A 24,824-nucleotide genomic window follows, 5' to 3' on the forward strand; every position below is an offset into this window, starting at 1 on the left:
ACGATATTGCTCAAAGTATGGAATCGGTTGGAGGCTATTTAAATGCCTTCACTTCTTCTGAATACACCTGTTATTACGCTCGTTGTGTGGATGATCAGCTAGAACGAGCATTAGATGTACTTTCAGATATGGTACTCAGCCCATCTTTTCCAGAAGAAGAAATTGAAAAGGAGAAGAAAGTGGTTATCGAAGAAATGAAGATGTACCGGGATTCCCCGGATGATTACCTCTTCGAGGAATTCAGTTCCAAGCTCTTTGAAGGTCATGCCCTGGGTCGCCCAATTCTTGGCTTCGAAGATACTGTATCCGCCTTCAAGCGACAGGATTTATATGATTATATGACAGACCGTTACAAGCCGTCTAATCTCTTGGTAGCTGTAGCCGGACATGTTGACCATGAAAAGGTAGTTGAGCTTGTGAGCGGCTATTTTGGAGCTAATCAGAGTGATCAGGTGGTTAATGGTCATCAGCCTATAGATGTATTTAGTCCTGAAAAGCTTCAACTCACTAAAGCGATTGAACAGACGCATTACATCCTCGGGAGAAGAGGGTTGAATTTTGATCATGATGACAAGTACCTGCTCCTATTAGCAAATACAGTACTTGGAAGTGGAATGAGTTCACGACTGCACCAAAATGTGCGCGAAAAATATGGCTACTGCTATTCCATCCAAACCTTCAATCAATCCTATTCCGATTCAGGAATATGGGGCGTGTATGTAGGAACGGATAAAGAATATGTGAGCCACGTTCATGAACTAGTTGTGAATGAGCTTGATAAGATCAGAAATGAAGAGATTCCAGCTAAAGAACTCGAAGAAGCAAAATCACAGCTGAAAGGAAAACTGTTACTTTCTCAGGAAAACACCAGTAACCGGATGATGCGATTGGCAAAGAGTGAGCTTTATTTTAATCGCTTTGTGACTTTAGATGAGCTTGAGGAAAACATTGAAAAAGTAAAAGCTGAGGATATCCAGCGGTTTTCTGATAGTTTCTTTGATCAACAACACTTTATGGAGGCAGTTCTTTCACCAGAGGACAATTAATCAATTTTTCAATGATCAATTAAGAATGATTCATTCTTAATTGACTAATTCTTAATTGTATATGACTTACATCAACCAACTTGCAAACCACGTAGATACCGAAGTAACCTTAAAAGGATGGGTTTACAATTATCGTAGCAGCGGAAGCCTGGTATTTATCGAAATGAGAGATGGAACCGGCCTTGCTCAGTGTGTGGTAGCTAAAGATGACGTTTCAGAGGCAGCATGGGAAGCGGCAGCTTCGTTAAAGCAGGAAAGCTCCCTGGAAATAGTTGGAACGGTTAAAGCCGATGAACGCAGTGTTGGCGGACATGAAATCCATGTTTCGGATGTAACGGTCATTCAAATTGCCGAAGATTATCCTATTACTCCTAAAGATCACGGCGTTGAGTTTTTGATGAATAATCGTCACCTCTGGTTGCGCAGTCAGCGCCAGTGGGCGGCGATGCGCGTACGGAATGAGATCATTTTTGCGATCCACACCTTTTTCCAGGGAAGGGGCTTTATGCAGATGGATTCCCCAATATTTACGGGTAATGCTGCAGAAGGAAGTACCACCTTATTTGAAACGGAATTCTTCGAAGAACCTGCTTATTTAGCTCAAACCGGGCAATTATATGGTGAGGCTATGGCGATGGCTCATGGTTTGATTTACACCTTTGGTCCTACTTTTCGGGCAGAGAAGTCCAAGACTCGTCGACACCTTTCTGAATTCTGGATGATTGAACCGGAAATGGCCTATTACGATTTAGCCATGAATATGGACCTGGCTGAAGATATGATCCGTTTCATTGTAAAAACGGTACTAGAGAAGAGGGGGGCGGAGTTAGAGATCCTGGGAAGAGATATTTCCAAGCTTCAGCCTTTGGTTGATAAGCCATTCATTCGAATGACCTATACCGAAGCAGTAGATATTCTCACCAGTGAAGCCACTGCTCAACTACTGGATGATATGATGGCTTCCCGAAAACAAGAAGAGAAAGACCTGAAAGAAGAGAGAGAAGCTATTAAGAAAGAACACGGCTCCGCAAAGAAATGGAGAAAGAAACAGATCGAAGCTCGTCAGATTGAAATAGGCGCTCGCTTAGACCAGATCGAAGAAGATTACCGCAATATCCCTCAGTGGAAAGAGTCTGCTAAAGGTTTTGAATGGGGTAATGATTTTGGTGGTAGTGATGAAACCGTATTGATGATACAATATGATGTTCCCATTATGGTAACTCACTGGCCAGCAGAAATTAAAGCCTTTTACATGAAGAGAGATGAAGGTGGTAAGCACGCTCTTGGTGTGGATGTACTTGCCCCGGAAGGTTATGGCGAAATTATTGGCGGAAGCCAGAGAGAAGACGACCTCGAACTCATGCACGAACGCATTGAAGAGGAGGGACTGGACAAAGAAGTCTTTGAATGGTACCTGGATTTACGCCGCTATGGAACTGTACCTCATGCCGGATTTGGCCTTGGCCTTGAACGAACCGTAGCCTGGATTTGCGGCCTTCAACATGTGCGTGAAACCATCCCATTCCCAAGAATGATGGGTAGGTTGACGCCTTAGAAAACTAACTACGGAGGTTTTGGGGATTTAGTCATCCTGAGGATACCTCCGAAGGATCCAATCGAATATCCGTTTAGATTCTTCGCTTTCGCTCAGAATGACTCTAATAAAGGGTTTTGGGTGTGTCCAAATGTATACTTAAATAAATTCAGTACAGTATGCTTGAGCCATAAAAGGGCCTAACTCATTTCTTAAGCTTTATCACAACTGATACTGAAAGCATATCATGAATAGCTCTTTTGTTGTCGCTAAACGAAACAGTTAATAGCGATAACCATCCTAGTAGAAATTTAGTCCAGTGCCTAAAGAATGAAAGGGCGACAAAGATGTTCTGATCCGGATCTCTATATTGTCTAACTCTCAATCCTATTAGATAATGCCCGATAGTGCCTCCAAAAAAACTTACTGTCAAAGGCTCATAAAGAAATAGAGGTACGACAAATAATGAGAGCCTTACCATAGGCAGGGGATCTTCAAAGTTTTCCAAAATTAAAGCTACAGCTACATAATAAGTGGCAAGCAAAATCCAGTCTATAAAAAAAGCTTTTATTCGATCGATTAGGTAAGGATAGGATATGTTTTCCATGGGAGGGATGTCGTTTGAGTAATACTGAATAGAACTCAATAAATACAAAAATAAGCTAAGACTTACCTTCTCTATACTTAGTTTTTCGGAGAGTAATTGCTATTCTTTGAAATTTCAAGAGTATTAGCAAAAGCTTAATACAGAAATAAAAAAAGCCCTCACGCTTTGGCGTGAAGGCTTTTCAGGTCATTATGCTGTGAGAACTTATTCGTTCTCAACAAAAGTTACTTCTCCGGTATCAAGATCGTAGTAAGCACCTACAACCATGATTTCACCTTGCTCTAACAAGCCTGCTAATACAGGGCTTTCAGCAAGCATTTCGTCAATAGTGGTGTCTACATTTTTGTGAACTACATCGTCTACAAACTCAGCGTTTGCGGAAGTCCTGTCGTCATAGCCTGTTACAGCGTCGATAGCTGGTTGTACTCTTCCAAGAAGAATGTCAGCGTTAGCACTTAACTCTGCTTTATCGATAGCAGCTTTAACGGCTCCACAAGCTTCGTGACCCATTACAACGATCAATTTAGAGCCCGCAACAGCTGCGCCGTACTCAATACTTCCGAGAATATCAGGATTAACAGTATTTCCAGCTACACGTGCAACGAATACATCACCTACACCTTTGTTGAATACTTTTTCAACAGGCACACGGCTATCGATGCATGATAGAATTACAGCTTTTGGATATTGACCGGCTGCAGTTGCAGCAACCTGAGCATTATAGTCTCTTGGTGTAAGGTCATTGTTCATATACTTAACGTTTCCTTCCTTGAAACTCTGTAGAATTTCTTCAGGAGTAAGAGCGGCTTGTTCTTCCGCAGTTAGTACAGCATCAACCAAATCTTCAGAAGATTCAGCGGTATAGTCCCCGGTATTTGTACATGCTGCAAAAAGGACAAGCATTAACATACCAGTCAATAGAGATGAGTATGATTTTCGCATAGTTGTTTAATTTTATGGGTTATTATGGTACAAAGTATTATTAACACTCGATAATCGATGGAATAACCTCTTGGATTATTCTCCTCGTTCTCCTGAAATTGTAAAGAAACGTAATATCGATGTAGCGCTTTAACCCTAAGTCGTTCAAAGGCTAATATCTTTTCTAATTCACTCAATTATTAGTGACTGGGTTTTGCGTCTGGGAAACGAACTCTATTTCATCTATACTCCACCAGCAAAAGAATTCTAATGAGTACAGTTACTACCACAGCATCAGCCAAATCTTCTTCAATCTTTCCCATTCTGCTGGTGAATTTCATTGGTGCCCTGGGGTACAGCCTGGTTCTTCCATTCCTGATAGTATTGGTACTTAACTTTGGTGGCAACGAAGTGATATATGGAATTCTGGGAGCTACCTATTCTTTCTTCCAGTTTATAGGGGCTCCTATTCTAGGTAAATGGTCAGATACCCAAGGCAGGAAAAGGATATTGATACTAAGTCAGGCCGGGACATTTATAGCCTGGATTCTTTTCCTGGTTGCGCTGGTGATTCCTAATACCATTATTTTTGAAATTGAATCTTCAACCATAGGTGTTTTTCTATTATCTATTCCTTTGATTCTTTTATTTGCCGCACGTGCTTTAGATGGGATCACAGGAGGGAATATCTCAGTTGCTAATGCTTATCTATCAGATATAAGTACAGATGAAACCCGTAAGAGCAATTTTGGAAAGATGGCTGCTTCTGCAAATTTGGGATTCATCATTGGACCCGCACTGGCAGGGGTTTTGGGCTCAACGGTATTAGAAGAAAAATTACCTGTATTGGTTACCATGCTTATATCCTTAGTGGCAATTGCTGTAATTAAGTTTTTGCTAAAGGAATCCAATCCTTGTGCCAGAAAAGACCAGATCCAAACCGGGGAATTGAAGAAGGTGATCGGAGCCGAAGTAAAGAACTGCTATGATGATACCAGTACAAAAAAAGCCGGGTTCTTTGAGATAGCCCGAATGGAATGGATTGGATTCATCCTGGTGCTCTATTTCCTCATTTTTCTTTCCTTCAATTTCTTTTATGTAGCCTTTCCGGTACATGCTGTTCAGGCCTTGGGGTGGGATTTATTTCAATTAGGAATTTTCTTTTCGGTGATGGGGGCTATTATGGTGCTTGTTCAAGGACCGGTTCTATCCTGGATTTCCAATAAGCTTTCCGAAGGCATACTTATTGTTTTAGGTAGTTTAATTTTGGCGATTGGCTTTTATCTATTTACCAAGCAGGATATGATCCTGATTTACCTGGCTGTAACATGCTTTGCAATTGGGAATGGCATTATGTGGCCTTCATTCCTTTCTGTGCTGTCTCAAAAGGCAGGAGGGGAGTACCAGGGAGTTATTCAGGGTTATGCAAGCAGTATGGGAAGTTTAGCCAGTATCATTGGAATGCTCTCAGGTGGATTTGCTTATGGTTTAATGGGAGGTCTACTGTTTTGGGTTCCGGCGATATTAATGGGAGGTATTGGTTTTATATCCGTTCGTTTCTTGAGGACTAGTTCTTAGTTATCCTTTAGCATATCAAGTCCGGGATGACCAAGGAAAAATCTAATCCACCTTATTAGCCAGGGTATCATGGTGCTCGAGGAGGAGGGAGCGTAGGTAACTTCCGATATAGTTTACTCCTTCAAAGCCAGCCTTTTTTGCGGCTTCATTTTCATCCTCGAAGGTGGTTTCTCCATCACCGGCAAAATCCCTAAGATTATAGTAGGCTCCAATGGTAAAAATATCCCACGATGGCCCAAAGACTCTTGTGAAGATCAGATTTCCTTTATGGTCAATATGGCTGTAAAACACATTCTCCATCTGGCGCTGCTTCAATAACTCTTCTTGCTTTCCAGCCAAAGCAGTAAAAATTTCAATGTGGAAATAGCCATACTCTTCAAACCAGCTAACAAAGGTTTCTCTATCAGGGCCTTCAACAATAGCCTCTTCCTGGAAGCTCACCAAATCAAAGAAGTCATCTCCATAAGCTTTGTTTAGTGTGGCAGAAGAGCTCCGCTTTTCTATGCTTTCTTCTGAAAGGTAAGAGCTAATATTCTCGATAGGGTAGATGAACATCAAATCCCAGTGGTCACCCTGGCTATGCCTCAGCAAATAGGGCTTTTCAATTCCAAACTCTTCATGATTTTGAATGTCTTCTTTCACTTCATCAATTAATTCCAGCAAATCACCAGGATTGGCCCTCAGTAAGGTAACTTTGTATTGTTGGGTTTGTGCTGAAACCGAAAGGCTCAAAAAAGTGATACAAAGAATAAGGAAGACTTTTCTTTGTATTAGGGAAGGTAAAAAATGGAAGAAACGCAGCATTGAATTTTTTTGAAGGAGTGTACTGCGTTTCTTCCAGTAAGACAATAGGGGATAAGTTTAGATATATAGGAACTCATCCGCGAGGTACGAAGCGGTCTCAGAGTGTCTAGAGATGATTCCGAGATTGCTTCGTCTCCCGAAAACCTTCGGGATCCTCGCAAATGATGAGTTGGACTAGATTAGCTTTTCATATTCCTCTTCAAGTGGCATGTGGACGCTCCAAAAACCTTTCGGTTTGTTTTGATTTAACACATCTTCTAGAATGTTGAGGTGAGTATGCCATCCAGCACTTACCCCGATCTTAAAGTCATGAGAATCCGGAACGCGCTTATGAGTCAGAACCAAAAGCACTTTATCTTCACCGACCTCCGAAAGTTCAAAAGTAACTTCTGAAGAAGAGTTATCAACTTCATTCCAGGTATAACTGAGCTTAGAGTAAGGATTCCAGATAGTCACATCGCCAAACATCGTGCTGGTCTCACCAATATCTTTGTATTTCTCAGGCAATGGCTCGTACTCACCACTTAATGAATGATGATCGAAATTGTGGGTTACTTTACCACCTACTTTAGGCTCTACATCTCCACCGGAAAGCCATTTCCCTTTATGCTCTGATTTAGTTAGGCAATCCCATACTAGCTCCAAATTACCAGTAAGCACTCGTTTGAATTGAAGGGTTTCGGTATCTAAAAAACTTCCAAATTGTGACATAAGTTACTCCGCTAATGTTGCTAAATGCTTGTCGAGGCAATCGAAGCTGGAATTCCAGCCTTCCACCACATGCATATTTTTGTGAAGATCTCTGTCGTGCTGAGAAGGGTAGGTCATAGTGAGGGTAAGTTTAGTTTTCCCCTCTACCTCTTCAAAAAGAGCTGTAATTGTATCGATTTGAGGAATCTCAACACCCATTTTTTTGGCCATTTCCTTGTACTCCTCTCCAAATTCATCGGTGGAGACAACCTTTTCGTTTTCAACTATCTCAATAAAGCGACCGGTTACGGGATATTCTGTGCCATCCGGTCCCGTCATTACAAATTTTGACCGACCACCAACTTGAAAATCATATTCTTCAACACGAGTGTCGAATCCTTCGGGGCCCCACCATTTGGCAATATGCTCCGGCTCTGTCCACACCTTGTAGAATAAATCTACAGGTGCATCAAAAACCCTGGTAATGATGATAGGTGGTATTTCATGTCTGGTCTCAGTAGTCATAGTTAATCCTTTTTAGTGCTTTGTTGAATTTCTTTGAGGTAGCTATCCAGGGCATCAAGCCGATTATTCCAAAGTTGCATATTCTTTTCTACCCATTCTGAAACTGGATTGAGTTCTTCTGGCTTAAGTTCACATATGCGTTCACGGCCTTCCTGCTGGATATCGATGAGGTTGCACTCTTCCAGTATCTTAATGTGTTTCGAAATGGCCGGGCGGCTAATATCAAATTGATCAGCAATGGCATTAAGATTCAAAGCCTCGCCTTTAGCCAACAGGCTGATTATTTCCCTGCGGGTGGGATCAGCAATTCCCTGGAAAACATCTCGTCTCATAGTTGTATTTATTTTCTTTGTTCTAGGAAAGAAATCTTTATTAGCGTTAAAGTCATTCCGATGCGTAAGCCGGAATCTAGATTGATATGAAAGGCTAACTCTAGATTCCTGCCTGTGCAGGAATGACTCATTAAATTATTTCTGCTACACCAAAACTGTTCTTATTAAGCAAAGAGTGTATTAATGTAACCGAATGATTACAAATATATATGTAACTATTCGGTTACGCAAATTAATTTTTTTCAAGGTGAGATCTAAAGAGGGAAGGGGGAAAGTAACCCCCTACCGTTAAGTAAGGGGAAAAATTAAAACTGAGGGGTTAATACAACTGTCGTATCAGCAGTGGGGTTATTTATAGTGAATTGCGCATACCAGTTATCTGGTTGAGCACCCACTTCTGTTACGGTTACAATATGGTCTACTGATAGTTGAAGATCCGTAATGCTTCTTGTTTCTTCAAAGGAAATGGTTCCATAGTTCTCAACGGAACCGCCAACGGGTTGAATGTGGAAGTCTACATCAATCTGGAATGCACTTGTCACATTCAAATCAAAAGTTGTGTCCGGTTCTGAATTGGAGGCATCGCTGCATGAAAAGCTCACAAATAGCCAACCCAATACTAATAAATAAGAGTACTTTTTCATTTTTTTGTATTCAAATTAAAGTTTGATATGCGAGTAAAGAGGAGGTAGTAATTCGACGTTACACAAAAGTGAATTTCGTAGACCAATCATAGACGATTTCTCAGCGAACTATCGGCTGCTTCTGTATCTTTGAAGAGTCTATGGCAGCCAAAAAGCAAAACAGTTCGGATATTTTTCAACAACTTCAGCAGGAGATAGGATCGGGGAGCCTTAAACCTGTTTATTATCTGTTTGGAGAGGAAGAATTCTATCTGGATGAGCTATTAGATCGTTTTTCAAATATCCTTCCAGAACATGAGAAAGATTTCAACTTTGATTTGCTTTATGGTCAGGATATAAACCCTGCAAAAGTACTTGGCATCGCCCGTAGTTTTCCAATGATGGCCGAGCGAAGGGTTCTTATCGTTCGGAATTTCCTTCAAACAGCAAAAGGTGCAGCCGGTGAAGGGGATATGAATGATTTCATTCCCTATTTAGAAAACCCAAATCCAGCCTGTCTCTTAATTCTTTTTGATACCTCAAAGCCAGCGGGTAATACTAAAATTGGTAAGGCTCTCTCCAAGAATCCGAATGTAGGTTTTTACCAGTTTGAAGCTATGCCGGATTATCTGGTACCGGAATGGGTAATTAGCTGGGTAGAATCTCATCATAAGAAAAGAATCAACCCGGGCGCTGCGCAAATGTTAGCTCAGTTTGTAGGTAATAATTTACAGCTATTGTCTACTGAAATAGACAAAGTGAGCACTTTTGTGGACACTTCAGATTCGATATCTGAAGACGATGTCAAAAAAATAATAGGCTCATATCGCGAATATACCGCCCTGGAGCTTAAAGAAGCGGTAATTAAGAGAGACTTAGAAAAAGCTCTATTTATCTCGGAACAGATGTTGCAACACAGTAAAACAGACACGGGGGAGTTAATCCGACTCGTGGGGTTCTTTTACAGTGTGTTTGTGAATATCTGGCAGATTAGAAGGCTAGCTGACCGTGGTAATGCTAAACAACAAGTTCAGGCTCAGCTAGGCATCAGCAACAACTGGTACTTTAACAAGTTGTGGGATGATGCTTCTCAATTCAGATACGGTGACATGCCCAGGGTTTTTGAAGCTCTGCTTGATGCCGATAAATCCATTAAAGGGTTCTCTACACTCGACTCCACTTCGATTTTATTCCTCCTTGTTAGGCGAATGATTGGCTAAACAGCTCATCGATCGCCGATTAACATTAACTGGAATGAAATTTGGAGATCGAAAATGGATGCGTTTAATCATACTGTTATTTCAAGCTATAGCGATGAAGACTTAATGGAATACTTTCAAGAGGGGAAGAACCTAGCTTTTAATGAGCTTATTAACCGCTATACCGATCGCCTCCATAATTTTTTGTATCGATATACTCATAACCATCAGGATTGTGAAGACCTTGTTCAGGAAACTTTTTTGAGAGTTCATAAGAGCAAGCAGTCCTACGTGAGAATCGCCAAATTCAGTACCTGGATGTACACAATTGCACTTAACCTGGCCAAGAGTTTGTATAAAAAGAAGTCGAGAATGCAGCAGGTTTCTATTCATAAAGATGATTCAGACCCAAATGATTATGAACTCACTATTGAGGATAAAGCCATTTTGCAGGATGAGGAATTGCACCAACAATTAAGTATTGAGCAGTTAGAAAAAGCATTAATGAGTCTCGCTCCTGAATTCAGAGAGGTAGTGGTTTACCGCGATCTGCAGGAATTTACCTATGAGGAAATTGCAGAACTCACTGGCGTAGCCATGGGGACGGTAAAGTCCAGGATCAATAGGGGAAGAGCTCAAATTCAACAAATGATCGGAAGTTATGTGGATATGGGAACATCTTTCTAGAATCGGAATACAAGGTTCTAAAGATGGACTAGCATTACCATATGAGAAATTTTATTGAGAAAGAATACCACCCGGTAATCGAAGAGTATATAACATCCTATGTAGACGACGACATAGAATCCGTTGAGAGAGAGACCTTCGAGGAGTTGCTGGTTTATGATGATGATCTCCGTGAACTGGCATTCTCCGCGAAGGAGGGGAAAAAACTTATGGAGACGCTACGATTGCTAAAGCAGGGTGATAATTAGGAATTTGTGAATTAGGAATAACTTCCCATATTCCTAATTCTATATTGACCTATTCTTAATTATTTGATCAATGTCATCTTTTTAGTGGAAACAAAATCTCCTGCTTCCAATCGGTAGAAATATACCCCACTTGATAGAGTTGATCCTTCAAATTGAACGGAATGAGAACCCGCTATTCTTTTCTCATTTACCAAAGTACTAACCAGGCGTCCGGTTATATCAAATACCTGGAGTTTTACTTCTGAAGCCTGAGGTAAATAGAAAGAAATGGTGGAGGTAGGGTTGAAGGGGTTGGGATAGTTTTGCATCAGCTCAAACGAGTCTATATTTCTACTTCCATCCTCATTAGATAAGCCTCTAGGGGCTAATTTATAAACTTTAATTTCATAAGGAGCGAGTTCTACTTCATGTAGCATCCATGAGTCATTCATAGGTGTAGTTGCTCCAAATCCCGGTTCAGAAAACAAAATCGGTTCAAGATAGTAGTCGATCAGTTCATTGTTATTCACCGCGTTGTAAGTAAAGGTGAAATTACTGGTAACCTGATTGCCACTAAGATTTATAAGTACAGTGTAAGCCGATAATCCATCAGTAAATCTTGAAAAACCAATGGTAGAATTGGTGGTACTATTTCCAAATTCTAATTCTCCTAACTGAAAAGGTTCATGATCATTTCTCAAGTGAATAAGATTCCTGTAGTGATTGAATAATGAATTCTGATCCTCACTCATCACCTCAACATTGAAATCTGCAAAGTTTGAGTTGGGGTTTCTCCAGGGAGAACCAGATGTAAATCCTGAATTAGATTCATCACTCCATTGCATGGGCAACCGAATATCTTCATCCGGCTTTTGGCCGAGCATACCTACTTCTTCTCCATAGTATAAATAGGGAATTCCTGGTAAGGTGAGCAGGAGGGAGGCGGCTACTTTAGCTTTGTTTATATCTTGTCCCAATACATTCATAACCCGGTTTTGGTCGTGATTGGTTAGAAAGGTCCCATATTGAAGGAAAGGATATACATCGTACACTTTCTGCATCTGGGAAATTATTGAAGCAGCGTTTCCACTATTTACAGAACCCAGAATGGCATTAGCCAAATCAAATTCAAAGGCATAGTCCAATCTATCATTGGAGATATAGTCTAGAACGATATTGGTAGGTTCCCAGGCTTCTCCAACATTAAAGGCATCAGGGTTAATGGATTTTACATGGGTGTTAAAGTCTTGCCAGAATTGAAAAGTCTCATCGGTATTTTTTAACTGAGAACCATCTTCATCAATATAAAGCACGGCATCCTGTCGAAAACCATCTACTCCTATATCGGATAACCAAAACTCAGCAACAGCAAACATAGAGTCTTTTAGGGCTTCGCTGTCATAGTTGAGGTCGGGCATTCCTCCCCAGAACAACCCGTAATAATATTCACCATTTCTTGAGTGCCATACCGTTTGTCCCCACGGTCCAGTATATCCAGGATTGGTATTGCTCCAGCGGTAAAAGTCTCTGTACTGAGGATCATTGGCAGCCGATTGTTCAAACCATGGATGCTGAGTAGAGCTATGATTCATTACCAGATCAATGATCACTCTTATTCCACGGTCATGAGCCTCAGAAAGGAAGTTCTTGAAATCTTCCAAAGTCCCATAATCCGGGTTAATGGATCGATAATCGACCACATCATAGCCATGGTAGGAGGGAGAGTCATGAATGGGCATCAACCAGATTCCGGTAATACCAAGATCCGTATCGGTATTGGGATCACCATCATTAAGATAATCCAGTTTCTCAGTCAACCCGTTGAAATCACCAATTCCATCTCCGTCTGAGTCATAAAAACTTCTGACAAATATTTCGTAGAAAACCGATTCGTTCCACCATTTGGTTTCTGCTAGCACCCGTTCGTTAACTTCTATATAGTTCTCATAAAAGAGGGTATCGAATACTTCTCCATCGGATACGATAAGCTCTACATCAAACAAACCAGTTTCTAAATACCTGATGGCAGGTTCAGCATCTGATGAGGTGTCAGGAGTCCCTCCTTCAAATGCCCATGAATAGCTGGTTACTTTGCCTGAGCTTAAATCATTGAACTGAACAAGGCTATTTTGAAAAATGCTTCTGCTTGAGGTTTCAAACCCAGCCGTTGGAGGGCCATCCGGGTCTACCTCATTATTATACCATACCAGGATGATGTTGGTATCGGCAGCGACGGTATATCTTCGGTTATTTCCAGCGCCGGGAAATTCTTCCCTGTCGTCCCAAGCTCCGTTATATCTGAATTTGTATTCGATTTCCTGACCTATGGTGAATCCACCTACTTCTACAGAATAGACAGAGTCGTCATCGGCATCATTGAGTTGGATAAGGTTTCCTCCCCAACCGTTAAATGTACCGGCGATATCTACAAATTCAGAGGAAAGGTCAAAGCTTCCCTTTTTGATTTGGTAACTCATATCCACCTGAAAAAGAATGGACTTATCCTGAGCCTGGATAGTAAGAGTAATAAGTAAGATGAATAGGAGTGAGAAGGTAGACTTCATTAACTAATTGATTGGAGCATGACTACTACTATAATGGCACTTAAAATAGAAATCAGGTTACCTATTAGAAAGTAGTCATTCGATACTTTGTTCTCATCTTGTTTGATTCTTGTACCAATCTTCAATGCTCCAAATGCAGTAATTACATGCGGGTAGCCTGCCATAAGTCCAACGATTAACACGATTCGTTCCAGTATTCCTTTTAGAACATCCTTTAAGTTGAGAGTAGGGGATGCTCCCTCCTGAATAGATTTGATCATTTTTTTATTAAGGATATAAAAGATCAGATGGACAACCACTTCCATCAAGGTCCAAATCAGTATACTTCGTGGGTCTGTCATAGTGTTTTAATGTAATCGAAGATAAAAGATTTGAGCAGGCTATACTCCTTAATCATCAGTGTTTTTCTACGCTTCCAGATTTGAGTCCTCGTTTTCTGATGGAGCTCCCCGACTTCCTGGTTATTCTCATTGTTGATCATATCCAGAATGAGAGGGAAGTCCTCTTTTTTCCACGATTCTATAATGCTGTCCAGGACCTCAAAAATTCGTGTTAATTGCTCTGAGTGAATCGGTTCGTCCAGATAAAATTGAAACCTCTTTCTATCCCTCTTTTTGGAGGTGAGCATTTTTCGGGCTTCGGTTAGGCCAGCGCCAAGCATTTCATGAGCTATATCGGGGTTTATTTCGGTATCAATCTCTCCATATTGATACACATAGTGTAGGTTGAAATCTAAGGATTGTTGAAGCCTTAGTTCTTCCATAGAGAATATGATGTTTATTGCAGTGGAAAGAGAATCAGTTACTCCCTGAAATTCATCACCGAGTGTGATAGTAAGAGGAGAAAAAATACTGTTCTTGAATAAACTATTCGCTTTATCAACCAGGGTTTTGAGGTCTGCCTTTAGCGCCTCAGCATCTTTAGTTGAGCTACCAGTTACATCACCCATCAATATGGAGTAGTTTTTCGACATGCTCTATTGTATCAAAAAAAATGAAACAAATCAATGTGTATCAAAAAAAATGAAACAATATAATATGTGTCAATAATTGTGAATCTGGACAGGGGCTATTCTACCACTCGCTGAAAGCGATAGTACCGTGGGTGAGGTGAGTTATATGCCGGGGATTGCTAATAGGATTTTGAGCTACCCAAAGCTCTATTTCAACTCCAAGAAGCTCGTCTTGTAATTCTTCAACGTTAAATCCTTGCTCAATACCCCGATTGATGTAGTACCTGGTATCGTCACCCTCCAGCTTGAAAACAATATCATAAGAAGGGCCTTCAATGATATTTGTAACTACTCCGGTAATAGCAACAGAATTTTCCTGGCTTGTATCAACCTTAAAGAAATAGATAAGGATAAAGAATCCAAAGAATGAAAGAGTTGCGAGGTAGAAGAGAGCTTTTTTCATAATGGGTCAGGTTATTAAACAGTCTAATTATCCATACTATTCTTCAAAAACTCAAGATGTTTAAAAGCCAGCCGCAAGGCGGAGTCTCCGGCAGCTAATAATCCTTCTTCTAATCGTTGATCTACTTCTTCTTTAGTAAACGGAATTCCCCATCGGTCGGCTTCGGTAATGATGACTCCCTCATCATTATTTGTGAAAGGAGTGGGGCCAAAGAGCTCGTTGAAAGTGTCTTCTTTAAAGATGGAAACAGAAACTACTTCCGCCTGTAAGCTGAGTGGGTCCAGGCCAAAACCAAGAAAGAAGTTTTTGATGTTTCCCTGTTCTACTTCTCTTAGATAATCGCTAAACGGGGAGGTTTTTGAATAGTCGAAGATTTTGCCCTCTTCTCCTTTGAATTCTTCCAGGTTCCCAAGCTCTTCCGCGTACTCTCTCATGGTATTATTCCATAAAGGGAGATCCTTGCTGAAGTTATCGCCTTTGCTCAATGGCTGATATTCTCCAGCTGGAATAACGTGCCGGATATTTGCAGCATACCCTTGTCCTGAACCTCGTTCATGCAATAGAAAGCGGAAGGAGTTTCCATCATAAAGCAAAGTAAGTGTAGAAACCCCACCTAAGACCACCGTATGATTGAAAGTTTCGGTGTTCTTTAGTCCTTCGAGAACCTTCCTTCTGAAAGGGAGAGATTTGATTTTAGGGGTTTTATCAAAGGAAAATACATCATCGAATAAGTCAATTTTGTTTATTCGAAGGAGCTCGCTAATCAATTCATGCTGTACCCCTTTTCCATAGTTGATCTTATAGAAATAGCTGTACGGTTTTCTGGAAATATTGAACTGAAAGTTCGATCCATCACTTTCCAAATCCAGAAATCGATATTGGCGGTTATCCTCAAATATTTTTGGCTTGAGTAATTCCTTGACTGCGCTTGTATAAAGGGGAAAATGATTTTGCTCATCGGTATAGGGAAGAGATAGTTTAACCGGATTGAGTTCTGGAGCTTTTTCATCTATCAACGAACAGGATATACTTTCAAGTGGAACAGGCTTTTCAGGAATCCATCGATCAATACAAAGCAAAGGAAGTTCTTCTAGCGGTAGGAATTTCTCATCCTTTAGGTAATCCAGATTGATGGAATGCGCAATTCGTGAGATCTGAGTACGGTTAAGTCCTCCAAATTTCTTATTGATGATGACAAATTCTTCTTGGCTCTGTTTAAAATTGACAGGTTTCTGGTTCTTATTTTTTGCGGACTTGATTACCCACATTACGATCCCGAAAGCAGGAGCAGCGATACCAAGTATGATAGCAAGAGCCTGAAGGATGGGACTCTCAACTATAGATTGAAAAAACTCACTCATTAGTAGTCAAAGAATATTTAGTGGGTTAGTTTTTAAATGAGTTTTGGATATCAAGAAATTCATTCTGAAGTTCATCAAACATCTTGAACTCATCTCTATTGATGTTGTAGTAGTAAATTATTCTGGTTTTTTCGAAATGATTACGGTAGGCCAATGGGCTATCTCTATCTTCGAGGACACGGTCGAAGTAAATCTCATTATAATCATCCGAAAACCAAATCTGTCTAAGGTCAAGGCTATCCGGAGTGATTTGCCTTAAATTGGTACCATCAAGGTCAGAGATATAATAAGGGGTAAAGTCTTTATCATTAATTCTTGAATCGCCGTTGTTGTCAGCTAGTGCAATTTTATATATGGCAAATGGAAGGTGCTCTTCATCTTGGGAGTAATAGCGCCCCTCTCTAGAACCAATAGTAAAGCTATGTATGTAACCATTATTTGGTAATAGCCTTCTAACTTCGGTTCGGTCTTTATTGAAAAAGATGACATTAATCGCAGCTCCGACCATGTATATGGAAATATCGCTTGCTGAGTTAATCATATCCACCACGTCTCTAGGCAAGTCTTTATCCTGTACTATAACGGGGGAGTAATAGAATTCCGAGTTTTTGATACTTGTAGGTTGATCATAAATCAAATGTTGAAGATCGATATTTAACTGTTCTGCTCTTTCAGCTTTCTTTGCTACAATAAGTCCCTTCTCCGAGGTGTCGGATTCAAACCAATAACCAACTCTGTGAAATGGAAGGATGTCAATTATAGAGATCACAATAAGTACAGCTAATCCAATTCCATTGAATGTCCAAACAAACTTCATGAATTTAGTTTTTGGGTACTTGTCACTCATACTGATAATCCATTGTGTTCTATGTTGAGAGTTCAACGTCCAAGGTTCAGATAAGAACGGGAATTATCCTGATTTACAAAACTTGGCTTTTAAACCATTTCGAATTTGCTATACTTGAATGCTTAAAACTAACTAGATAGCTATGAAATTGATCGTCAAAAGAATACTGCTCTTTGTAACTATACTTTGTTTACCTGTTTCTGTATTTGCACAAGGGCAACTCACCTTCGAAGATGTGATGAAATTCGAAGACCTCACCACACCAAGAATATCTGACCAGGGAAACTGGTTGATTTATGGGGTTTGGCCTGATCGTGGAGATGGATATTCGGTTGCTAGCCAGGTTAATGGAAACACGGAATACCAAATCGAGTTGGGTGCTAATCCTATTATTTCATCCAATGAATTATGGGTAGCTGCCAGACGAGAAGTCTCTTTAGCAGTTCAATTGAAAGAAAAAAAGAAGGCCCCAAAACGAGGGATGAGTTTACTTTCCCTGGAGGATGGTTCCATTGCTCAATTTGACAGTGTAACCAGCTTCCGGTTTTCGAATAACGGGGAATGGCTGGTTTATAAGAAACTTCAGACAAAGGAGATCACGGATCTGAAATCGAAAAACAAGAAACTTGGCACCGAGTTGGTGCTTCGCGAATTGGGAACCGAAGAAGAGTTTTCTTTTGACTTCGTTACAGCTTTTGCCTTCGACAGCTTGTCCAGCTATTTAGCCTATTCGGTTATTGACACCTCCAATATGGAAAACGGGGTCTATCTGTTTGATCTCTCTGCAAAAGAAACAATGACAGTTCAGAACATCGAATCAGGAGTATTTAGCAATTTAACCTGGGAGCCTAAGAAATCGAATCTGGCTTTCACAGTGGCGACCTATGATACTAATTTCATAGACAGCGATGCATCACTAATGCTATGGACATCCAGAAACAAAGACCTGAGTACTCTGGTGGAGCCCGGTGATGTAGATGATGAGTTTGCTTTGCGATCCAGAAACCGCCTGCTGTTTACCCATGATGGGGATCGATTGTTCTTTGCACTAAGAGATCGTGAAATGGTTGATCTGGATAACCAAAAGGATGAGGAAGAAGAGGAGATCGATATTTATGACATCAATTCTATTATTGATGACCGAGGCCTGGATATCTGGCATGGAGATGATCCTCTAATCAAAACACATGAAATTCAGACCTGGAACGGAAGAAAGAATCATTTATACACAGCAGTCTATCATTTTGGAAGACGGGCAAAGTGGGTGCAATTAGGTGATAAATCCGTTCCCGATGTTCAGCTACATCACAATGAGAATGTAGTGCTGGGATATAGCAACTTACCTTATCGAAAGGATAGAACCTGGGATGGTACCTATCGCGATTTCCATACCATAGACCTGGAAACAGGAGAGAAGACGCAATTTCTAAGTCGTCAGGGATTCTTTCCTCAACTTTCTAAGGAAGGAAATTATGTTGCCTACTACCAGGATAAGCACTGGTACCTGTATGATGTTGAAAATGAGTCTTCCCGAAATTTAACAGGAGGAATAGACAACCCTTTTTATAACGAAGATCATGACTATCCAAGCGCTGTTCCAGGTTACGGGGTAGCTGGTTGGACTTCCAACGATGCCCATGTGCTGATTTATGACAAATTCGATGTCTGGAAGTTTGATACCAGGAATGGAAACTCTACCAACATTACCGGTGGAGAGGGAAGAGCCGAAAACCGCATTTTCCGTATTACTCGCCTGGATAATAGCGGGAATGCGTTTGCACCTGGTCAGAGGGTTCTTCTCAATTCTTACCACGATTTAAACAAGAACTTCGGCTTCTATTCAACAGGGATCAATGATTCTGAAGTAGAGGTGCTTTTGGAAGAAGACAAAAAGTTCACTTTTGTGACTAAGGCCGATGACTCGGATGCTGTGTTGTATAAGCGAGAGGCTTATGATGAATTCCCGAATCTATGGGTAGCCAATGACTGGATGTTTAGAGATGTAGCAAAGCAAACGAATCTACATGAGAACCTGAGTGAGAAATGGAATTGGGGGAAAGCTGAACTGGTGGATTGGTTAAGCACCGATGGAACCTATATGCAGGGGGTGGTCATCAAACCCGATGATTACGATCCTAATAAGAAGTATCCCATCATGACCTATTACTATCGATTCTTTACTAATCGTTTGCATGATTTCAATGAGCCGAGAACTAACCACCGCCCGGTCTTTGCCCAATATGTGAGTGATGGTTATGTAGTATTCCTGCCGGATGTACGCTTTGAAATTGGTCGACCTGGTTTTGCAGCTACCAAAAGCGTGGTTCCGGGTATACAGAAGCTAGTTGATATAGGTATTGCTGATCCTGATAAACTGGGGCTACACGGTCATTCCTGGAGCGGATACCAAACAGCCTTTATTGTCACCCAGACTGATATTTTTGATGCGGCTGTTTCAGGTGCCCCGGTTAGTAATATGACCAGCGCTTATGGTGGAATACGGTGGGCGTCTGGATTAGCACGTAGTTTCCAGTATGAAAAAACGCAAAGTCGGATAGGAGAGACCCTGGTGGATGCTCCGATGAAATACATTGAAAATTCCCCGGTCTTTTATGCCGATCAAATCACCACGCCGATGCTCATCCAGCACGGAGACGATGATGGAGCCGTGCCCTGGTACCAAAGCATTGAGATGTACCTGGCCATGCGCCGCTTTGATAAAGACGTGATTTTCCTACAGTACCATGGAGAACCTCATCACCTACAGAAATTCGAAAACAAGCTGGATTATGCCATCCGCATGAAGGAGTATTTCGATTACTACCTGAAAGGAGAAGGCGAACCCGAGTGGATCATCTCCGGTGAAAGGTTTCAGGGGCGGTAGGAGTTAAGTCATTCCTGCGTAGGCAGGAATCTGGATTTAAATAGAATAATTGCTCTTGATAACAATCTAGATTCCCACCTTCGTGGGAATGACAATCATCCGCCAAGTAGTCGTCATCCCGGACTTGATACTGAATCAAGTTCAGCACAGGTCCCGGGATCTGTAGGGGATGATTCGCGATAGAGGGCTTGTTATTAGCTAAAGCTACTCCTTACAGATGCTGAATCAAGTTCAGCATGACTGCATTTAGTAAAACTGGTTCAAGTAGCCTGTACTGAACTTGATTCAGTATCCACTTGGACCAGAGACATTGCACAAGCGGACGCTTGCGATAAGTTAGGGAAGTGCGATTTAGTCCACCAAAAAGTTTTTTTGGTACCGCAAATAATTAGTTAGAATTGTCAATTCTTCTATGAACATAAGAAGCAGTAACTAAGAGATCTAAAGCATCTGACTCGGGCATATCCCATTCTATTCTTGCTTCATGTGCAGCAGGATTTCTAAATGTTCCAAATAAACCTTTTACCAAATTTAGGAACCCTTTCTGTTCACTTTTTTCAGACTGGGTTTCGAAGCTATTTATTAAAACCCTTGGAGAAGATCCACCAATTGAAGCATCAATTAAGTGACTTCCATCAAGATCAAGACCTGACTTTTCTCTTAATTTTGCGGCTATACTTTTTGTGGCTTCAAGTACTGCATGAAAATAATTGTCTTCCAGTAATTCGGCCTTACAAAATTTCAAGACGTCCAAATGAACATCTCGATTTTGAAGTTTTTTCCGAAGTTGACTGGCTTTTTTTTCTGCTTCTGATAAAGATTTAGCTTTAGAAGCTTTAAGAAATTTACCATTGTCAGAAAACTTAAATCCAACAAAGGCTAAAACATTATTTATCTCTTCTTGTCTTTTTTCAAAAACATCTTTACTTCCTACATATCTAGCTGGTTCTAGTGCGTGATGGATAAAGTTAAATACACAAGTACTATTCCCAGCTTTATTTTGACAGTTTGCAAAGGCATTGTAAAGTCTTTTCCATTTTGTGTTGTTTGGATCAACATCTTTTATACGAGCTTGTTCAAGTAGCTGTCCAATTTGACTTCCGGTCAAACCATCCTCTGTATTTCCTAGAATCTGTGCAATTTTTTCTACTTGACCAGAAGTGAGATAAGGAGGTGTACTTGACATAGTTGGTAAATGTATTAATAGGTTAGAAATTTAAGCGGGCACTTGGTTAGATGGGGGTATTTTAGGTATGATTAAATTTTCTTTTCTAATATACCATCTATTTGATTGGCTAATTTCCAGTGCTTTCTTTCATCCTTGCCTAGTTTATTTGACGAACTTAAAATTGCTAGTTTTAGTATATCAGACGAAGCTGGAAAATCGTTTTTGATCACCAGGGCTTCTGCTCGGTTTCCACATTTTCCTATCGCCAGTGCAGCGTATCTTTTTAATACTTCTGAGTTAGAGTTTTGATATAACTCAATTATATCTTTTGAATGATTCCAATCTTCGGAAGTCGAAAATATCCATAATATCCACATTGCGTAGTAGTTAGGAGGAGGGTTCCTTTTACTTTTTAATGGCTTAAGTAGAAGTTTCGCAATGTCCTTTTTTTCTTTTCTAGTAAGCCCACTATAGTTTTGAACATATTTAGCTATTTGTTCAGTAACAGGGTAAAGTAGTTCTGCATTTTCAATAACAAAATCTAATACCTGTTTTTTTAAGTCTTCAGAAACACCCGGGACTCTATTTAGCTTAGTAAGCACATACTTAACAATTTCATAGTCAACAAGATTTTGATCAGATACAGATTCATTGAGCATGCCTAATAAATCAAATTCTTGTAGCTTCAATAATACTTCTTGAATTTCACCCTCATCTAAATCTTCCTCATCGATTTCTTCATAGATTGAAGTAAAATCCTGAAGAAATTCTACAGCTTGATCTCTGTTGGATAATTGATCATCTGGCTTTATTAGAATTTCGCCCAAATATCTTTTTACTGGTAATATTTTCGTTTTTGCAGATTGAAAAGTAAGTCCATGATTTGTGTAAAGCCATTCTCCAAGTCCAAATAAAGTAGATTGAGCTTCATATTCAGATTTGCAAAAAATATTGTAATCATCAACCCATCTAACGAAATCTATATTTTTTGAATATAGAAAAGCATCTACATCAATTAGAACTGCTTCAGCTAATACTCTTGATGCATAAGGTCCAACTGGGATTCCATAACTATTTCGCCCCATCAAATTACTTATAAGTTTTTTTACTAAAACTCTAGCTACTTCTATACTTCTATTATCTGTTGCTATTGTTTCAATTACGTTTTCAAGCCTATGCTGATAGATCCTAGGGTAAAAATCTGCGATATCTGCAATGCCTACAAACTTTATATTTTTCTTATCACTTTTCTTCTTTAGGTAACTCAAATATTCATCGTGTGCACCACGGGCGTCATATAATCTATCTGACTTTGAAGTGTCAACCCGATAAGAGAAAACTCTTTTTGCTTTCTTACTAATACGTCCAGCTTCAATATCATTTTTTACGATAATTGTAAGCGCAGTGTAGATTATTAAATCTTGAGGGTGCAGTAGATGAACAACACGAATATTAGCTCGATTCTTAGGAGCAAAAACCTTCATTGGTTTAAAAGGTTTATAGTTATCCAAATCGAGTTCCTTTATATAGTTGGTAATTTCAACTCGATTTTCTAATACAACTTGCCACTCAATTGGTTCGGGTAACAAGGCACTATATCCATGAAATTCAATTGCTTTGATTGCATTTTCAATTTCTGTTTCTGTTAGCTTAAACATAGAGCCATGCAATTAGATAGATTATTAAGTGGTGATAATCTACACTCTAGCCATTAATAAACAAATATTTAATAAGCTAATAAATCCTCAACCTTCCCCTTCAATCCCTCCAAATTCAAATAGCCATCCTCTAAGCCTTTATTGAAAGGTATAGGCATATCAAGGGCAGCGGAGCGGAGGACGGGGGCATCCAGCCATTCAAAGCAATGTTCGTTAATTAGGGCGGAGACTTCACTCATGGGGCCCATGGTTAGAGAAGGTTCCTGAAGTAATAAAACCCGGTTGGTTTTTTGGACGGTAGCTTTAATAGCCTCCAGGTCGAGGGGAGAGAGGCAACGGAGATCCAGGATTTCCAGGGAAATCCTATCTTTTTCCAGTTCTGTAGCTAATTCCAATGCCCATTGCACGCCCATTCCATAAGTGATGATGGAAGCGTCAGTTCCTGCTCGCTGGATTTTAGCTTTCCCAAGTGGCTCATAAGAAACGGAATCAGGGGTAGTGCTTCTCAGACTTCGGTACAGCTTTTTATGCTCAAAGAAGAGTACCGGATTTGGATCATAGAGGGAGCTGTAAAGCAGGTTTTGGGCATCTTCCACAGTTCCAGGAACTACAATCTTCAATCCTGCATGAGGCATAAACCAACCTTCCGGTGACTGGGAGTGGAAAGGCCCAGCACCAACGCCTGCTCCATGAGGGAGCCGGATGGTAATATTCATCGGTGGAGTCCAGCGATAATGGGATTTGGCAATATTCTGGATGATCTGGTTCATCCCGCAGCTCACAAAGTCCGCAAACTGCATTTCAACCACAGGTTTAAATCCTTCCAAAGACAGACCTAAAGCGGCTCCTAAGGCTCCTGATTCAATAATGGGGGTATTCCTGACCCGCTCCTTGCCAAACTTGTCTGTGAAGCCTTCTGTGATTTTAAAAACCCCGCCATATTCGGCGATATCCTGTCCCATAATGAGAAAGGATTCATCTTCCTCAAAAGCCTGAGCTAAAGATTGCTGGATGGCATCAATAAAGCGTTTTTCAGAGGAGCCACTCTTTTCAATAGAAGAAATAGAGGGAGTTTCATTGGAAAAAACCGCATCAAGCTCTGTTTGCTTATCAAATATGGGAAGCTCTGCATTGAGGGCTTTATCAAGGTCTTCTCTGAATGAGGGCTCTATCTCTTGCTTGATTTCTAATAGAGCCTCTTCGCTGAGCTTATGCTCTGATTGAAGGTATTCCTCCATTCGTTTGATGGGATCCTTTTTCGACCAGGTATCAAACATGTCTTGAGGGACATAGGCAGTACCAGAAGCTTCTTCATGGCCACGCATTCTAAATGTCTGGGCTTCAATAAGAACAGGCTTACCTTTAAGAGTTAGTTTACGAGCCTTTTCGATGGTAGACATCACTTCAAAAACATCGTTTCCATCAATATGAAAACCTTCTATGCCATATCCTTTGGCTTTGTCTACCAGTCGCTCGCAGGCATATTGTTCTTTGGTAGGAGTAGAAAGTCCATAGCCGTTGTTCTCAATGATGAATATCACGGGTAAATCCCATACCGCAGCCAGGTTAATGGCTTCGTGGAAATCTCCTTCACTAGTGGCACCATCCCCGCAAAAAGAAAAAGCGACCGCATCTTCTTTTTTCAGTTGCTTCGCCAGTGCAATTCCATCAGCAACTGGCATCATTGCTGCCAGGTGGGAGATCATCCCAACAATGTTGTGCTCCATTACACCAAAATGGAAGGAACGCTCCCGTCCTTTGCTGAATCCATCTGTCTTTCCGAACAGTTGGCAGAAGAGAGGGTAGAAGGGCACTTCCCGGGTAGTAAACACCCCAAGGTTCCGGTGCATGGGAAGGATATAATCTTCTTGTTTGCTGGATAGCGTAACTCCAACGGCAATAGCTTCTTGCCCGATTCCGGAAAACCATTTGCTGATCTTGTTCTGGCGAAGAAGCTTAAGCATTCGTTCTTCAATAGAACGGGGAAGGAGCAGTGCCCGATAGATCTCAAGGGCTTTTTTTTTACTAATCTTTTTTGATGGTTTGATCACGAAGACTAATGTAACTCTTATTAATGGTCATCCTGAGGATATTTCCGAAGGATCTAATCGGCTTTAAGTCGACGAGATTCTTCGCTTTTGCCTGTCCTCCGTA

General features: G+C 40.6%; 23 protein-coding genes. 7 read left to right on the forward strand and 16 right to left on the reverse strand.

The genetic code is table 11. From position 1 onward, the window contains the following. Nucleotides 1-1,046, forward strand: a 1,046-nt coding sequence (locus ED557_00005; protein ID RNC85197.1) for an insulinase family protein, incomplete at its 5' end; no start/stop codon positions are given. Between the two features lie 61 nt (nucleotides 1,047-1,107). After that, on the forward strand, nucleotides 1,108-2,601 hold the full coding sequence (locus tag ED557_00010) for an asparagine--tRNA ligase (protein RNC85198.1): 1,494 nt from the start codon (nucleotides 1,108-1,110) through the stop codon (nucleotides 2,599-2,601). A gap of 184 nt (nucleotides 2,602-2,785) precedes the next feature. On the opposite strand, the gene ED557_00015 is transcribed toward ED557_00010, so the two are convergent. Both ED557_00015 and ED557_00020 read right to left on the reverse strand, forming a co-directional pair. Then, a complete protein-coding gene (locus tag ED557_00015) occupies nucleotides 2,786-3,187 on the reverse strand; it encodes an RDD family protein (GenBank protein ID RNC85199.1) in 402 nt (133 codons plus the stop codon). A gap of 204 nt (nucleotides 3,188-3,391) precedes the next feature. Continuing rightward, complete coding sequence (locus tag ED557_00020; protein RNC85200.1) at nucleotides 3,392-4,129, reverse strand: carbonic anhydrase; 738 nt, start codon at nucleotides 4,127-4,129, stop codon at nucleotides 3,392-3,394. Nucleotides 4,130-4,378: 249 nt separating this feature from the next. On the opposite strand from ED557_00020, the gene ED557_00025 reads away from it, so the two are divergent. Then, nucleotides 4,379-5,686: an MFS transporter gene (locus tag ED557_00025; GenBank protein RNC85201.1), complete on the forward strand. Its 1,308-nt coding sequence runs from the start codon at nucleotides 4,379-4,381 to the stop codon at nucleotides 5,684-5,686. 42 nt (nucleotides 5,687-5,728) lie between these two features. Here the strand turns inward: ED557_00025 and ED557_00030 are convergent, their stop codons facing one another. The 5 genes from ED557_00030 to ED557_00050 form a co-directional block, all read right to left on the reverse strand. Further along, nucleotides 5,729-6,490 (reverse strand): hypothetical protein, encoded by a 762-nt coding sequence (locus ED557_00030; protein RNC85202.1) that lies wholly within the window; start codon nucleotides 6,488-6,490, stop codon nucleotides 5,729-5,731. 174 nt (nucleotides 6,491-6,664) lie between these two features. Continuing rightward, nucleotides 6,665-7,201: an SRPBCC family protein gene (locus tag ED557_00035; GenBank protein ID RNC85203.1), complete on the reverse strand. Its 537-nt coding sequence runs from the start codon at nucleotides 7,199-7,201 to the stop codon at nucleotides 6,665-6,667. A 3-nt stretch (nucleotides 7,202-7,204) separates the two neighbouring features. Further along, on the reverse strand, nucleotides 7,205-7,705 hold the full coding sequence (locus ED557_00040) for a hypothetical protein (GenBank protein RNC85204.1): 501 nt from the start codon (nucleotides 7,703-7,705) through the stop codon (nucleotides 7,205-7,207). 2 nt (nucleotides 7,706-7,707) lie between these two features. Beyond that, nucleotides 7,708-8,037 (reverse strand): ArsR family transcriptional regulator, encoded by a 330-nt coding sequence (locus tag ED557_00045; GenBank protein ID RNC85205.1) that lies wholly within the window; start codon nucleotides 8,035-8,037, stop codon nucleotides 7,708-7,710. A 305-nt stretch (nucleotides 8,038-8,342) separates the two neighbouring features. Beyond that, complete coding sequence (locus ED557_00050) at nucleotides 8,343-8,681, reverse strand: hypothetical protein (protein ID RNC85206.1); 339 nt, start codon at nucleotides 8,679-8,681, stop codon at nucleotides 8,343-8,345. 140 nt (nucleotides 8,682-8,821) lie between these two features. Between ED557_00050 and holA the strand changes: the two genes are divergently transcribed. Genes holA through ED557_00065 form a run of 3 tightly spaced genes read left to right on the forward strand, consistent with a single transcriptional unit; the run spans nucleotide 8,822 to nucleotide 10,794 of the window. Next, nucleotides 8,822-9,880, forward strand: a complete 1,059-nt coding sequence (holA, locus tag ED557_00055; protein RNC85207.1) for a DNA polymerase III subunit delta — start codon at nucleotides 8,822-8,824, stop codon at nucleotides 9,878-9,880. A 54-nt stretch (nucleotides 9,881-9,934) separates the two neighbouring features. Then, a complete protein-coding gene (locus tag ED557_00060; protein ID RNC85208.1) occupies nucleotides 9,935-10,546 on the forward strand; it encodes a sigma-70 family RNA polymerase sigma factor in 612 nt (203 codons plus the stop codon). Nucleotides 10,547-10,587: 41 nt separating this feature from the next. Then, entirely contained in the window at nucleotides 10,588-10,794 is a 207-nt protein-coding gene (locus ED557_00065; GenBank protein ID RNC85209.1) for a hypothetical protein, read from the forward strand. Between the two features lie 59 nt (nucleotides 10,795-10,853). Here the strand turns inward: ED557_00065 and ED557_00070 are convergent, their stop codons facing one another. The 6 genes from ED557_00070 to ED557_00095 form a co-directional block, all read right to left on the reverse strand. Next, nucleotides 10,854-13,337 carry a T9SS C-terminal target domain-containing protein gene (locus tag ED557_00070; protein RNC85210.1) on the reverse strand — a complete coding sequence of 828 codons (2,484 nt, stop codon included), beginning with the start codon at nucleotides 13,335-13,337 and terminating at the stop codon, nucleotides 10,854-10,856. Continuing rightward, nucleotides 13,337-13,678, reverse strand: a complete 342-nt coding sequence (locus ED557_00075; GenBank protein ID RNC85211.1) for a hypothetical protein — start codon at nucleotides 13,676-13,678, stop codon at nucleotides 13,337-13,339. The genes ED557_00070 and ED557_00075 overlap by 1 nt, the downstream gene beginning before the upstream one ends. Beyond that, complete coding sequence (locus ED557_00080; GenBank protein RNC85212.1) at nucleotides 13,675-14,310, reverse strand: hypothetical protein; 636 nt, start codon at nucleotides 14,308-14,310, stop codon at nucleotides 13,675-13,677. Before ED557_00080 ends, ED557_00075 begins: the two co-directional genes overlap by 4 nt. A gap of 100 nt (nucleotides 14,311-14,410) precedes the next feature. Then, on the reverse strand, nucleotides 14,411-14,752 hold the full coding sequence (locus tag ED557_00085) for a hypothetical protein (GenBank protein RNC85213.1): 342 nt from the start codon (nucleotides 14,750-14,752) through the stop codon (nucleotides 14,411-14,413). 23 nt (nucleotides 14,753-14,775) lie between these two features. Continuing rightward, nucleotides 14,776-16,113 (reverse strand): hypothetical protein, encoded by a 1,338-nt coding sequence (locus ED557_00090; GenBank protein ID RNC85214.1) that lies wholly within the window; start codon nucleotides 16,111-16,113, stop codon nucleotides 14,776-14,778. 25 nt (nucleotides 16,114-16,138) lie between these two features. Further along, nucleotides 16,139-16,930, reverse strand: coding sequence for a hypothetical protein (locus ED557_00095; GenBank protein RNC85215.1), 792 nt, complete (start codon nucleotides 16,928-16,930; stop codon nucleotides 16,139-16,141). Between the two features lie 172 nt (nucleotides 16,931-17,102). On the opposite strand from ED557_00095, the gene ED557_00100 reads away from it, so the two are divergent. Then, complete coding sequence (locus ED557_00100; GenBank protein RNC85216.1) at nucleotides 17,103-19,844, forward strand: S9 family peptidase; 2,742 nt, start codon at nucleotides 17,103-17,105, stop codon at nucleotides 19,842-19,844. A 388-nt stretch (nucleotides 19,845-20,232) separates the two neighbouring features. Here ED557_00100 and ED557_00105 read toward each other — a convergent pair whose 3' ends face one another. From ED557_00105 to ED557_00115, 3 genes are all read right to left on the reverse strand, one after another. Then, on the reverse strand, nucleotides 20,233-21,030 hold the full coding sequence (locus ED557_00105) for a TIGR02391 family protein (protein ID RNC85217.1): 798 nt from the start codon (nucleotides 21,028-21,030) through the stop codon (nucleotides 20,233-20,235). 71 nt (nucleotides 21,031-21,101) lie between these two features. Further along, nucleotides 21,102-22,670, reverse strand: a complete 1,569-nt coding sequence (locus ED557_00110; protein ID RNC85218.1) for an RNA-directed DNA polymerase — start codon at nucleotides 22,668-22,670, stop codon at nucleotides 21,102-21,104. Between the two features lie 68 nt (nucleotides 22,671-22,738). Continuing rightward, the gene (locus tag ED557_00115) at nucleotides 22,739-24,721 is read right to left on the reverse strand and encodes a dehydrogenase (protein RNC85219.1); all 1,983 of its coding nucleotides are present in this window, start codon (nucleotides 24,719-24,721) and stop codon (nucleotides 22,739-22,741) included. Between the last annotated feature and the right edge of the window lie 103 nt (nucleotides 24,722-24,824).

Origin of the sequence: Balneola sp. (assembly GCA_003712055.1) — a bacterium.
GTDB lineage: Bacteria > Bacteroidota > Rhodothermia > Balneolales > Balneolaceae > RHLJ01.